Source organism: Paenalcaligenes sp. GW821-LYS-B07-1 (assembly GCF_058803365.1).
Genome location: NZ_CM179516.1, coordinates 848057 through 861204, shown reverse-complemented (window position 1 = coordinate 861204; position 13148 = coordinate 848057). Strand labels below are relative to the sequence as shown.

Genomic DNA, 13148 nt, shown 5'->3' with positions numbered 1-13148 from the left:
TCAGTATGCTCACAGCAACCCATGCGCCGCAAACATATCCTGATAAATAGCGTGCACCACCTCATGCTTGCTACGGTTATAGTCGAGCGCATTATTGGTACTGCCAGCAGCATTAAACTTAGATGCGGCATAACGTTTTCTGTCTGCTTCGTGATTGCACAACCAATCTCTAAAGAGCAGATGGCGGATATGCTCTGGACATCCCGGTGCGAATATATGTAAGTTCACGCGTGGGGTCTCATGCCGTAGCATGCGATGTTGATACCACGAAGGCTCCCGTACTGTCAGTTGGTACCCCAACTGCGTTAATGCGGGTACATAGCTGTCTTCGTCAGCAGGGTCTGCCACCAACACATCCATATCAATCACTGGCTTGGCGGGCAATTCAGGCACAGCGGTAGACCCTACATGCACAATGCTTAGCGCCTTATCTCCCAAGGCCTGCTGAATACGATCGTGCTCACACTGGTAACGCAACGCCCATGCAGGATCGTAGGCCAACACTTCCATTTTCTCTACCTGCGGCTTGCCAGCTACCCACGGATTCTCGTTGGGATCGCCATCAACAAAAGTAGTGATGGCATGTTTGTCATTCTGTGTCCATGTACGACGAGTAAGGTCATCTACATTCACGCTTTTCCCCAGCATTTGTATAATCAATTAATTAGTTGAATATTTTCATAACGCTTATGACTCTCACTAGCCTACCCCCTATACAACCCTCATTAGGGGCATTGGCCGATATTGCCCGTACCTTGGCCAATGAACACCGTTTGGCTTTGCTCGCGTTATTGCACAACGAGGAATGGTCGGTAGAACAACTGGCTGAACGCAGCGGTTTATCTATTGCCAATACCTCTCAGCACCTGCAAAACCTAAAACGTGCTGGCATGGTGCAAACCAGACGTGATGGTAAGTACATTTACTATCGATCCAGCGCTGGCCCTGTCCAAGCGATTTTGGCCAGTCTGCAGCAATACCTAGCGTTTCAACATGAGCAAATACAAAAATTACTCACCGACAATCAGCATCAACGCGAGCGCTTGGACGGTTTGTCGGTAGAGGAGTTACTAGTACAGATAAAAGCTGACAGCGTGGTACTGCTGGATGTTCGCCCAGACGATGAGTACCGCATCGGCCACATACCCGATGCATTGCATATTCCTGTGCCTGCCTTGCAAGGTCGACTACACGAACTGCCTACCAACAAAACTATCGTCGCGTATTGCCGAGGGCCTTACTGCGTGCTTTCCAACGAGGCCGTGCAGATATTGCACAACAATGGCTTGCTTGCTACTAGACTGCCTGCAGGCTACGACGCGTGGCAAGCTGCAGGGTTAGCAACCGCTCAAGCCCCTACGCGCTAAACGACGAGTACCGCTTAAGGCCGCAAGGCTTTGCGTATCATTTTTTCCAGAATATCCAGTTGTGCTTCCCATTTGAAGCCCGGCTGCATGATGCTGCGCCCCAATACGCCATCGCCTAACATCAACAACCATGTAGCGGTGGCTTCTGGTTCTAGCTCTAAATCAATTTCCCCGTTTTTCATGCCCTGTTCAATTAACTGCACCAACTTCTGTTTATTGAAGTCTTCGTTTTCCAAAAAGATGGACATTACCTCAGGGTTTCGGGCAGCTTCGGCACCTACTTCCAAACTTAAGCGGGCGGAGATAGGGTCGTGGTTCATCACATCAATGATGGTGCGGATGATTTGCACGATGGAATCCACCACCGTTTTCTCAGAGGAACATCGCTCAAAAATCTCAGTGAGCAGTTCGCGGTCTTCTTTGGCGATTTCTTGAATAATTTCGTCTTTGGTGGCGAAGTAATGAAACACGTTACCAGGGCTCATCCCCACCTCTTTACAGATCTCGGCAGTAGACGTGGCATGGAACCCCTTCTGGGAAAAACACACCATTGCGGCCTCAACGATTTCCTTACGTTTGGCACGCTGTTTATCGGTTAACGGTTTGCTGCTCATACTTCACTCACCTCCTTTGTTTAAAAAAAATAGACTAACTAGTCTACTGATTAAATCACTTTTTTAGAATTGAGCAAAGCGACTTTACATTCCACAAGGTAGTTCACACTATTTATATGCTCTAGTGCGGCGCAAGCTGCCAACCTAGCACTACCAAAGGTAGTTCAAAAAAGGCTCCACACACGTGCACGTTACGCAGGACGCGTTAACAATGTGTATAGGCCACACATACATTCAACGGGGCAGGCGGCGCATCAACTCGACCACCACCCATTCCCCCTCTAGAGGCGCTACCAGCACAGTTGCTTTAATAAGGACGGAGCAGCCACCACATCAGCGACTTATCGCCTTACTCATTTTTCATATAAATCAATAAAATAAATAAATCACCTTAATAATAAAAACCATGTTAAGGTAATTTAAAAATCATGAATAATAAAAATTAAAATATACCAAAGGATATTCATCCTATACCAAATACAAAGCCTAATCGCTACATTATAAAAAATAAGCGATCTATACTTATGAAGTCGATACAGACCAGACCTCGTTAGGTAAGGCTCCTGTACGGAGAAACGCTACTGCCCAGAAACGTCCAAAGACGCCAATGGGTTTGAACAGAAACCATCGACTTAAGGTGGTTTATAACGTAGCTAGGGTTCACTCTCTTATGCCGTGCAGTGCTAAAGCTCAATGATTTGGGGTGTGTTGGTGGAAGGCTATAGCCCTCTGCCAATCTGGTGCATGAACAACGGTGCTTCGCCTATCTGGGCCACACCTTGCGAACGCACGCCCCATTCTGGAGAGGCGTGTTTTCATTGCCTGTTAGTTTCCCAACTAATAGACACCGTTACGGTGTCATCCTCTGGATGAGCCGCTAAACCATGCACAGCAAGGTGTTTTACATGTTAAAGCTCTATCAAGCCACTACAGCACATGGTGCTGATCAGGCCGTTGGCCGTGTCAGCTGGGATCACCACGTCAACCCAGGGCAAGACGTGGTGCGTGCACTAGCCAGCACTTTTTCTCTGGATTCCAAGACCCTGCAAAAGCAGTTGGGTTCGTCGTGCCGCCCCTTGGCTATGGATTACCACGGCACCATGATGATTACGCTGGCGGTGACGAAGAAAAACGCCCCCACAGCTAAGCGTTTGTTCGATATGGAATACCTAACTATTTTGATGCGCGATCAGCACATCGTGACCTTAGGCGATGATTCCAATCAGTCCATTCACACTTTGCTAAATAGCTTCAATCAAGGTGCTCATCACAGTAGTGTACATACGCTGCTATTTCATATCTTGAAAGTCTGTGCAGGAAAATTTGTAGAAGCGCTTTCTGAAATCAATCATAAAGTAGAAGAGATTGAAAACGGTTTAAAAACCGCTATTCAGAATAAACAAATATTTCAGCTTTTGGAAAATAATAAAAATCTGAATTTATTATCTAGTACGCTGAAATCTAATTTGAATATTTTGAAGAAGATACAGCTACGACAGAAATTCTACTCAGACGAATCCAGTCATGCTTTATTGGCCGATGCCATTATTGAAACCGAGCAAGCCCAAAGCATGGCCGAGATTCATAACATCAACCTGAGCAACTTGATGGACGCGTATTCAGCAGCCGTCGAGAACAACCTGAGCTTGGTCGTTCAGTATTTGTCTGTGTATGTCATTGTGGCAGCAGTTCCCATGGGAATTGCTGGCATATATGGCATGAACACCCCCTTACCTTTCCAGGATGAACCGTATGCCTTGGCGGCACTAGCCGGTATTGCCCTGCTCATCGCCACTTTGTTGGTTGTCACCCTCAAAGTCCGTCGGATCCTCTAAGTTTCTGGAGAAACCCATGCTGCACATTTACAAAAGCGACGCCCAAGGCACACTGCTGAACGTTAAAGAAATCACCCACAACAGTCTGGTGTATCTGGAAAATCCTACCGCAGAGGAAATTCAAAGCACCGCTAAAACACTGAATATTCCACTGGATTTCTTTGAGGATTCTCTGGATAAAAACGAGCTGCCACGCATTGAGAAATCAGGCCAAGCCTCACTGATCGTTGTGAATGCTCCTGTACGTGTGTCGGAAGAAAGCGCTAAAGCTGGCGTGCCCTACAAAACCGCACCCATCGGTTTGATTCACACTCAAGACAATCTGGTGATTGTGGCGCGTGAAAAGCTGCCCTTTATTGGTGATCTGATCAAAGGCAAATACGGTGATTTCCAATCGTTCATGAAAACCCGTATCAGCTTGCTACTGTTCAAAGCGGTATCTCAAGCCTTTGATAGCAGCTTGCACCAAATCAACCACCAAGTAAGCGGCCTACAAAAGAAAATCAAATCCTCGTACCACAACAACGAGCTATTTGGCCTGATCAACCTGAACAAAAGCTTGGTGTATTTTTCCACCTCGCTAAGCGCGATGTCTATTTTGTACAAGCGCTTGATGGAAGGTGTGGACATCAAAATCCACGACGAAGAAAAAACACGCTTAAACGACATTCTGATCGACATTCAGCAATCGGCTGAAATCACCGAAATGCGTCGTGAAAGCCTAAGCAACTTGATGGATGCCTATGCCGCCATCATTCACAACAACTTGAACTCTGTGCTGAAAATGCTTACCACGCTCACCATCGTGATGATCATTCCTACCATGATAGGCAGCATTTTCTCGATGAACGTGGCACTGCCTTACGAAGAAGAGTGGATTTCCACCGTCGTAATCAGCATTGCCATGGTTGCCATCAGCGCATTCCTTGTGGTGCTGTTCTACAAGAAAAAATACCTGCGCCTGTAAGTCTGGCTTGCCCTTGGAACCCTTTTTGCACGAGAAAACATCATGAAAACTATCTACTGCAGCCGCAACAACGAGCTAACCAAAGTTGAAAAAATCCGCCAGAACAGCTGGGTGCAACTGATTAACCCTACGCTGGATGAAATCCACGACGTGGCCACTACTCTGAACTTGCCCATTGAGTTCTTGAACGACGCACTAGATTCTGACGAGCGTCCACGCATTGAGCACCGTGGCCCAGCTACCTTACTGATGCTGCACATTCCATATAGCGACCCTGCCGTCAAAAACCTGTACGACGATGTGAAGTACAAAACTATCCCCTTCGGCATTATTCTTACCGGTGGCAACATGGTTACCGTGTGCAAAGAAAGCGGCTTTATCAACAAAGACTTCTTTGTGCAGCAAGGTCTGGTTTTGGATGAGCACAACCAAAGCTACAACCTGTTCTCTATTCTGAACCAAGTCGCCCATGTCTTTGCCGATGCCAGCAGAACACTGGATGAATCCATTAGTAAAGCCGAAGACGAGCTGTCAAAGTCGTACCGCAACCAAGAGCTGTACACCTTGCTGTACTTGAACGAAAGCTTGATCTACCTGACCACTGCGTTGAAAAACATGATGCACGTCATGAACCGTATGCAGAAAGACAGCCCACTGCCTATGGATTCCCGTGCCCGCCTATTGTTTGACGAAGCATTGGTGGAAGTGGAGCAAGTGTATTCCATCACTAAAATCAGCCAGATCAACCTGAATAACGTGATGGATGCTTACGGTAATATCATTCAGAACAACGTGAGCCACATTGTGAAACTGCTGACTGCCGTGACCATTGTGCTGTCCATTCCTACCTTGATTGCCAGCATCTACGGTATGAACGTACCGCTGCCTTATCAGGAAGAGCCAGGCGCCTTTACTGCCATCATCATCAGCATGGTAGTAATTAGCGGGATTGTGGCGTTCTTCTTCCAGAAGAAACGCTACTTCTAAGCAGGCCACAAAAAAGCCCAGTTTTTACACTGGGCTTTTTTTATGGCTGCTGAACATCCACCTATCCCAGCAGCAATACAATCACCATCCCCCACAGCGTCAAAAACGTATTACTGATCGCATATGGCACGGTGTAGCCCAACATAGGCACGTTGCTCTTTGCCGCTTCAGCCACCATCGCTACCGACGCAGTACTGGTACGCGCACCACCACAACAACCTAAGTTAATAGCAGGGTCAAAACGGAAGATGTATTTACCGATGAGCGGCGCCAACAACATAGGCAGGCTGGTCGCAAATAGCCCCCAGAAGAATAGCTCTATCCCTACCTCTTTCACCCCTTGGATAAATGTTGGACCGGCGGTGATGCCCACCACTGCAATAAACACGTTTAAACCCACGGAGTTCATGAACCACAAGGTGGCGCTAGGTACGCTGCCCAGTTTGGGTTTGAAGCTGCGCAACCACCCAAAGACCAGACCGGCAATCAATGCACCGCCCGAAGTGGACAAGGTAATGGGGATACCGCCCACTGGCACCACAATCGCGCCTATTAAGCCCCCGATCACAATACCCGAGCCCACAAACACCATGTCGGTCACGCTGGTAGGTCTATCGGCAAAACCGAACTCTTCAATCACCGACTCCACGTGTTTGCGACTACCGCTCACGCTTACAATATCGCCTCGGTGTAATTTGGTTTGCGCCTGCACAGGGATGTCTACGCCCATAGAGCCTCGGCGTATACGAGTGACATAGACTCCGCGTGCGCACGGGCTTTTAGATAGCTCTAGTAAGGTTTTACCGTTGGCATTTTTGCTGGTGACCACCACATCAATGGATTCAATAGGAATCTGCAGCAGTTCTTGGTCAGCCACTTCTTCGGCACGGTTAGACCAATCTACCAGAGCTTCGTGTCTGCCCGATACGGCAACCACATCGCCCACCTGCAAGACCGTATTTGCATCAAACTCAATGATCTTACCGTTGCGACGCAAATTTTCTAGGAACAAACGCTCCCCGCCCGTCATGCCTGCTTCGGCTTGGGCCACTGTTTTACCCGCAATAAAATCAGGTTTGGTCAATTTGAAGGAACGCACAATGTACTGGTACCACGCAGACTGCATACCGCCATCAGGTTCGCCTTCGGACATTTCTTTTTCGTAGCGAGCGCATTCTTCTTGCAGATTAATACGCAAGATTTTGGGCCCCAGATACGCAATGATCCAACCTGTACCCACCGTACCAAACAAGTAGGTCACCGCATACGCTACAGGAATGGCATCCAGCTGTGCTTGGATTTGGTCTGCACTCATGTCTAACCTATTGATAGCATCAGTGGCCAACCCAATAGAGGCAGAAATAGTTTGTGTACCTGCCAATAAACCGGCAGCCAAACCAGGGCCATAACCGGATAACACCGCCGCCAGATAGACCGAGAACAAGCAAAGGCATGACACGATGACCGCAAACACGGCTTGCGGCAAACCATCGTTCGCCACCCCACGCACAAACTGCGGCCCTACGCCAAACCCTACCGCAAACAAGAACATGATGAAGAACACCGACTTGATGTGCGGTGAAATATCGATGCCTATTTGCCCAATGATTACGCCCGCCAACAATGTGCCCGTGACGGAGCCCAAGCTAAAACTGCCAAATTTCTTGCCACCTATCCAGTAGCCCACCGCCAGCGCTAAAAAGATCGCCAACTCGGGATAACTACGCAAGGTTTGCTCTATCCAATGCCAAATCGCCATATTTCCTCCTACTACGCCAATAACGGCCAGAACTCGACAAGTTATGGCCGTTATGACGATTAGCTCATAGTTGTATTAACGAAGTTTGAGTAACTGCAGCCCACGGCTGGCTTCATACCCGTGCACCTCTTTCACATCCAGCTTACGCATGAACTCGATGGTGTCGCGGCTAATCACCTGACCAGGAACCAAGATAGGGAAGCCTGGAGGATATGGAATCACCATTTTGGCAGATACCATCGGAGGCCCTTCTTTCAGGCGTCTATCGCACTCTTCGCTATTCAAGGCTACATACTCGCAATTTTCTTCTTTCCAACTCATGAAGAAAGCCTCTCGTATATTTCCTTCTACCGCTACCGCGCCATTACTATCATGGCGGAATTTTTCATGGAAATAGCTGAAGTTAGGCAGATCAGGTACGTCGTGCATCAAACTGGTCACACGCTCTTCAAAACGCAGTCGTCCTTGTTCACCCGTTTTGGTCAGCTTCTGCTCTACGTCGCTAGAAATTTCCAGCAAGACACGAATCAAGTGCGCCACATCACTACGAGTGTTATTAATGTTGGACTGTAGCAAGACCGAGTTACGCGACGTTTTGTTCAACTGTATGTCAAAACGATCCGCCAGCAATTGTTTAAATTGCGTACCATCAAAACCCGCTGTACCGCACACCAGCGTAATACGGGTTGGGTCTAAGAAAAACTCATCATCGCGAATACTGCATACAGCGTCATCCCAGTTTGTACCCGGCACCAAGAAGTCTTGGAAACCACTTTGACGGTACTCGGCGGGGATCATCTTGTCTGCACCCAGCACTTGGAAATAGCGCGAAATCAGTGGATGTTTGTTGATCTGGCTGCGAATATCAAAGGCAATCTGAATCGCATTGTTTACCAAACCATAGCCTTCCAACTCCATCTGTCTACGCGCCACGTCTAGCGACGCGATCAACTGTTGGTTAGGGCTGGTGGTGGCATGGGTAAAGATGGCTTCGTGCAATTGCGGTTCAATGCTGTAGAAATCCACGTCTTTGACCAACACCATCGAACCTTGGCGTATGGCCGACATGGATTTATGGGTAGAGTTAGTCTGATACACACGCAGGCGTACTTGGCGAGGGTCTGGCAACAAGTAGGTATTCAGTAATTGCTCATCGCTAGGGTTGTCGCCCAGCTCTTGCTGCTGACGTTCATATTCTTTAATAGACTCTGGGTTAGCCATCCACTTTTCAATGTAGGCTGCCGCACCCATAGCAGTGCGCGGACGCAAGAATGGCGACCAATGCGCAAAACCGAACCATGCTTCATCCCACAAGAATACGAGGTCAGGTTTAATGGCCAAGCACTCTAACATCACACGGCGGGTGTTGTAGACGTGACCATCAAAAGTGCAGTTGGTTAAATCCACAGCACGCACTTGATCCAACTTGCCTTCTTTTTTCAGGTTCAACAAGGCGCGTTTAATGTTTTTCAGCGGCACCGCGCCATACATAGAGTACTCCTTCATAGGGAAGGCTTCCACGTAATAGGGCTGCAAGCCACCCAATACCATGCCGTAGTGGTGAGACTTATGGCAGTTGCGGTCCACGATGATGATGTCACCCGGTTGCGCAATAGCCATCAACACCATTTTGTTTGATGTGCTAGTACCGTTGGTTACAAAAAAGCAGTGCTCCGCACCAAAGGCTTTAGCAGCACGTTCTTGGGCTTTTTTAATGTTGCCAGTGGGTTCCAACAAGCTGTCTAAGCCACCGGTGGTCGCTGATGACTCAGCCAAGAACAGGTTTAGGCCATAGAACTCGCCCATGTCGCGAATCCAGTCAGATTTAAATACCGACTTACCGCGAGCAATAGGTAGCGCATGGAAGGTACTAATGGGCTTGCTGGCGTAACGTTTTAGGTTGTCAAAGAATGGCGTCTGGTAACGAGCACGTACACCTTCCAAAATAGATAAGTGCAACTCCATAGGCTCTTCTACCGCGTACAGTACGCGACGCACGCTCTTAGCACGTTCATCGCTAGCGATCTCTTCTGGGCGCAAATCCGACAGCAAATAAATATCCAGTTCAGGACGGTAATCGGCCAACGTGACCGCCAATTGCAGCGCCAAATGGCTTTCATCCACATGCACATCCAACTCTTGGATAGCTTGGTCTAACAGCGGTACTGACTGCTTGCTTTTGAAATCTATGCCTTCAAAGATCGCTACTGCGCAAATATTGCTGTTTACTGAAATAGCGCAAAAGGCGTCTTGGAAGTTATCCACCACCACTGGCTCGTACACAAAGTCATCTTCTTTGCGACGCTGCGCGCGTAATAGCTGTACGTTGCGTTCTACACGCGGACTGTTTCCGGGGGCTACCACCAGCACTTCAAAGTATGGTCTACCACCGCCTAAACCTTCCCCTTCGTGACGAATGTCGCCGTAGTGGTCTACATCGTTATTGGCTTCCCATTCGCGAGAGTCGTCTTTGTAATAGCGTGCCAAAATGGCAAAAGAAACGCGGCTGGCTAGTTCTACAAACGCTGTGCGTCTGTCTTCTTGCAAATGAGCGGCCAACGTAGCCATCAAATGACGACCAGGGTACGCATGGAGGATCTCCAGATCACGCAGGTGTTGGAATTTTTCTTGTACTACCTGACTGTCACCATCTTGGCGGGCCCACTTCTGGGCAGCGACCAATAAATCACGCCAGAGGTCCGATCGTACGGCCCCCAGTGAAAAAATTTGATCGAGGGAAGACGTACCTACTGGCGCTTGCGAGCTCATATCTATGACTCCTATACAGACCATCAGGCCTCGTGCGAGGCAAACTCGAAAAAAGGGTGTGTAAACCATACCGTACATTTATGCTGCCAAATGTTTCTATTCAGCACATAACACTACAAAACACACACCACTTTAAATTTCAAGTATCACTGGCCATATAGGCAGCCATGACAGCCCACTTACATCAGCAGCCTATCGCGCAACTTCGCTACTTCTGAATCTTTAATATTCAGAGCTTTGCTCACATAATTCAATACCGAACCATATTGAGCATCTAACTCGTTAAAACTTTGCTCTAAGTACTGAGCGCTCACCCCCCACAAAATACGCATGACAGCTTCGCTCATGCCATATTCTGCGGCAAAGGAACGGTGATAGTACTGCTCGGTCAGCATGTAGTCGGACAAGATATCGTCACGGTGCACGCCCAACATGCTCAACAGCAATGCTGATGCAAAGCCTGTACGATCCTTACCTGCCGTGCAATGCACCACTAGTGGTTCAGACGCCGCACATACGGTGCTGATGCACTGTGAAAAGTGAGCTTGGTTGTTCTCGTGAAAGTCATGGTACATGCATTGCATATACTGACTGGCTTGCTCAGGGGTGACATGACCGTGCTGCCGCACCATGCCATCTACCAATCTCGCTACTTCAGGTTCAATACCACACACAGTATGCTGCAAGAATGGGTAGCTATAAGGTTTCTTCTGGCGCTCAAACTGGCCACGCAAGTCTATGCTTTGGTTAACCTGTAGATGTTGCAGTTGCTGCTGATCTGCTGTGGTGAGATCAGCAAGGTGTGCTGATCGGTACAGGGTTTGCCAACGTACTCGCCCACCATCTACGCCTTGATAACCGCCCAAATCACGAAAATTCGTTACGCCTTCAAAAGCAACTGCGCGTTGCCCTTGTACATTTTGCTCTGTATCCATTCAACCTTCCTTAACTACACCACGTTGGCAGGCTTACTACGATCCTTATTTCAGCCTATGGTCTGAATCTTGGTTTTGCCGTTTTTGACGGCTTTCCTCTATTACCTGCTTAAAACCTTTAAGTACCAGGTAAACCACGGCTATGGCACCAAAAATAAATAATGCGATTCGCATGGTCCTTACCTCTATTTGTGCTGATTTGTGGTCATTATAAAGGGTATAGCATGCAAATCCCGACAAGCAAGAATGGAACAATGCAAAATTTGGCAACACGTACTGGTCGTAGCAATGACCTAGCATCACGCAACACCTTCGTGTCATAACTTGCTGTATGGCAGACACGTAGACCTATTGATGGTCAGTTGCGTAAAGTTCTGAATGCAGAAATGAAAAAAGCCCTTGATTAACAAGGGCTTCATTCAAATTTCGCTGGCGGGAATGGAGGGATTCGAACCCTCGATGCGGGTATAAGCCGCATGCTCCCTTAGCAGGGGAGTACCTTCAACCTCTCGGCCACATTCCCAGCAAAAAAGCTATTCTAGCACGAGTAAAACTAATTTTGCTAGCCCTAGAATGATTTTTTCCTAGGTACGCGATCCAAGACCGCGTACCACCGGATTATTGTGCTTTTTCTTGATCCAGTTCGAAGGCTTTGTGCAGGGCACGTACAGCCAATTCCATGTATTTTTCGTCGATCACAACAGACGTTTTGATTTCGCTGGTGCTGATCATCTGAATGTTGATGCCCTCTTCGGACAACGCACGGAACATGGCACTCGCCACACCGGCATGGCTACGCATGCCAATACCTACGATGGATACTTTAGCGACTTTGCTGTCGAATACGATTTCGCCTGCACCCACTGCTGGACCTATTTGAGTTTCCAGCAACTCGTTGGTGCGATCTGCATCAATACGATTTACGGTGAAGGAGAAGTCAGTAGTACCTTGTGCAGACAAGTTCTGCAGAATCATGTCTACATCAATGTTCGCAGCAGCGATAGGGCCCAAGATGGAGTAGGCCACGCCCGGGGTGTCGGGTACGGCACGCAACGTAAATTTAGCTTCATCGCGGCTAAAAGCGATACCCGAAACAACGGCAGCTTCCATTTTTTGATCTTCCTCGAATGTAATCAGTGTGCCCGAGTTTTTCTCTTCCTCGAGCGAAATTTCTGGGTCGGTAAGCGAAGACAACACGCGTACCGGCACCCGGTATTTACCTGCGAACTCTACCGAGCGGATTTGCAGTACTTTGGAGCCAAGCGAAGCCAGCTCAAACATTTCCTCAAAGGACACTACGCTCATGCGACGCGCTTCAGGCACCACGCGAGGGTCCGTTGTATAGACACCATCCACATCGGTAAAGATCAAACACTCTTCTGCGCTCATGGCAGCAGCAATCGCTACGGCTGACGTATCGGAACCACCGCGACCCAAGGTCGTAATGTTGCCGTTGTCATCAATACCTTGGAAACCCGTCACAATCACGACGCGCCCTGCATCCAGATCGCTCTGTACGCGTTCGCTATCAATAGATTTAATGCGGGCCTTGGTATAGGCGGAGTCTGTATGTACAGCTACCTGCCAACCAGCGTAACTACGTGCAGGCACACCCATTGCGATCAGCGCCATCGCCAGCAAAGAACTGCTGGCCTGTTCGCCGGTTGCCGCAAGCATGTCCTGTTCGCGTGCATCGGGACGTGGGCTAATTTCTTTAGCCAAGCCCAGCAAGCGGTTGGTTTCACCAGACATAGCAGAAGGTACAACTACGACTTGGTGACCGGCCGCATGCCATTTAGCCACGCGTTTTGCGACATTTCTGATGCGCTCCACCGAGCCCATAGAAGTGCCACCATATTTTTGTACGATCAAGGACATCTTATTACTCGAAAATCAATAGGAATGGTGTCTGTGT

General features: G+C 48.4%; 10 protein-coding genes, 1 tRNA gene and 1 riboswitch. Of the genes, 4 read left to right on the top strand and 7 right to left on the bottom strand.

What is annotated here, in order from left to right; genetic code table 11:
• Positions 1 to 9: 9 nt before the first annotated feature.
• Positions 10 to 633: a GrpB family protein gene (locus AC3QL0_RS04075; RefSeq protein WP_493010195.1), complete on the bottom strand. Its 624-nt coding sequence runs from the start codon at positions 631 to 633 to the stop codon at positions 10 to 12.
• 56 nt (positions 634 to 689) lie between these two features.
• On the opposite strand from AC3QL0_RS04075, the gene AC3QL0_RS04070 reads away from it, so the two are divergent.
• Positions 690 to 1367, top strand: coding sequence for an ArsR/SmtB family transcription factor (locus AC3QL0_RS04070; protein WP_493010194.1), 678 nt, complete (start codon positions 690 to 692; stop codon positions 1365 to 1367).
• Between the two features lie 14 nt (positions 1368 to 1381).
• Here the strand turns inward: AC3QL0_RS04070 and AC3QL0_RS04065 are convergent, their stop codons facing one another.
• The gene (locus AC3QL0_RS04065) at positions 1382 to 1981 is read right to left on the bottom strand and encodes a TetR/AcrR family transcriptional regulator (protein ID WP_135864180.1); all 600 of its coding nucleotides are present in this window, start codon (positions 1979 to 1981) and stop codon (positions 1382 to 1384) included.
• Between the two features lie 539 nt (positions 1982 to 2520).
• Positions 2521 to 2691: riboswitch (M-box (ykoK) riboswitch) on the top strand.
• Positions 2692 to 2886: 195 nt separating this feature from the next.
• On the opposite strand from AC3QL0_RS04065, the gene AC3QL0_RS04060 reads away from it, so the two are divergent.
• From AC3QL0_RS04060 to AC3QL0_RS04050, 3 genes are read left to right on the top strand one after another with little or no spacing between them, the layout of a single operon-like run.
• A complete protein-coding gene (locus AC3QL0_RS04060) occupies positions 2887 to 3816 on the top strand; it encodes a magnesium transporter CorA family protein (RefSeq protein WP_430224165.1) in 930 nt (309 codons plus the stop codon).
• Positions 3817 to 3832: 16 nt separating this feature from the next.
• The gene (locus AC3QL0_RS04055) at positions 3833 to 4783 is read left to right on the top strand and encodes a magnesium transporter CorA family protein (protein WP_135863005.1); all 951 of its coding nucleotides are present in this window, start codon (positions 3833 to 3835) and stop codon (positions 4781 to 4783) included.
• A 42-nt stretch (positions 4784 to 4825) separates the two neighbouring features.
• Entirely contained in the window at positions 4826 to 5770 is a 945-nt protein-coding gene (locus tag AC3QL0_RS04050; protein WP_493010193.1) for a magnesium transporter CorA family protein, read from the top strand.
• Between the two features lie 61 nt (positions 5771 to 5831).
• Here the strand turns inward: AC3QL0_RS04050 and aspT are convergent, their stop codons facing one another.
• The 5 genes from aspT to AC3QL0_RS04025 all read right to left on the bottom strand — a co-directional run bounded on the left by aspT (position 5832) and on the right by AC3QL0_RS04025 (position 13111).
• Positions 5832 to 7529, bottom strand: a complete 1698-nt coding sequence (gene aspT, locus AC3QL0_RS04045; RefSeq protein ID WP_493010192.1) for an aspartate-alanine antiporter — start codon at positions 7527 to 7529, stop codon at positions 5832 to 5834.
• Between the two features lie 75 nt (positions 7530 to 7604).
• Positions 7605 to 10298 (bottom strand): beta-eliminating lyase-related protein, encoded by a 2694-nt coding sequence (locus AC3QL0_RS04040; protein WP_493010191.1) that lies wholly within the window; start codon positions 10296 to 10298, stop codon positions 7605 to 7607.
• 179 nt (positions 10299 to 10477) lie between these two features.
• Positions 10478 to 11233 (bottom strand): tyrosine-protein phosphatase, encoded by a 756-nt coding sequence (locus AC3QL0_RS04035; RefSeq protein WP_493010190.1) that lies wholly within the window; start codon positions 11231 to 11233, stop codon positions 10478 to 10480.
• A 430-nt stretch (positions 11234 to 11663) separates the two neighbouring features.
• Positions 11664 to 11756 (bottom strand) — tRNA-Ser (locus AC3QL0_RS04030).
• A 95-nt stretch (positions 11757 to 11851) separates the two neighbouring features.
• Positions 11852 to 13111 (bottom strand): aspartate kinase, encoded by a 1260-nt coding sequence (locus tag AC3QL0_RS04025; RefSeq protein WP_493010189.1) that lies wholly within the window; start codon positions 13109 to 13111, stop codon positions 11852 to 11854.
• Between the last annotated feature and the right edge of the window lie 37 nt (positions 13112 to 13148).

Bases quoted from the DNA above. Each gene is read 5' to 3' on its own strand.
- AC3QL0_RS04060 (WP_430224165.1), top strand. From the start codon at position 2,887: ATGTTAAAGCTCTATCAAGCCACTACAGCACATGGTGCTGATCAGGCC.
- AC3QL0_RS04070 (WP_493010194.1), top strand. From the start codon at position 690: ATGACTCTCACTAGCCTACCCCCTATACAACCCTCATTAGGGGCATTG.
- aspT (WP_493010192.1), bottom strand. From the start codon at position 7,529: ATGGCGATTTGGCATTGGATAGAGCAAACCTTGCGTAGTTATCCCGAG.
- AC3QL0_RS04035 (WP_493010190.1), bottom strand. From the start codon at position 11,233: ATGGATACAGAGCAAAATGTACAAGGGCAACGCGCAGTTGCTTTTGAA.
- AC3QL0_RS04040 (WP_493010191.1), bottom strand. From the start codon at position 10,298: ATGAGCTCGCAAGCGCCAGTAGGTACGTCTTCCCTCGATCAAATTTTT.
- AC3QL0_RS04025 (WP_493010189.1), bottom strand. From the start codon at position 13,111: ATGTCCTTGATCGTACAAAAATATGGTGGCACTTCTATGGGCTCGGTG.
- AC3QL0_RS04065 (WP_135864180.1), bottom strand. From the start codon at position 1,981: ATGAGCAGCAAACCGTTAACCGATAAACAGCGTGCCAAACGTAAGGAA.
- AC3QL0_RS04050 (WP_493010193.1), top strand. From the start codon at position 4,826: ATGAAAACTATCTACTGCAGCCGCAACAACGAGCTAACCAAAGTTGAA.
- AC3QL0_RS04055 (WP_135863005.1), top strand. From the start codon at position 3,833: ATGCTGCACATTTACAAAAGCGACGCCCAAGGCACACTGCTGAACGTT.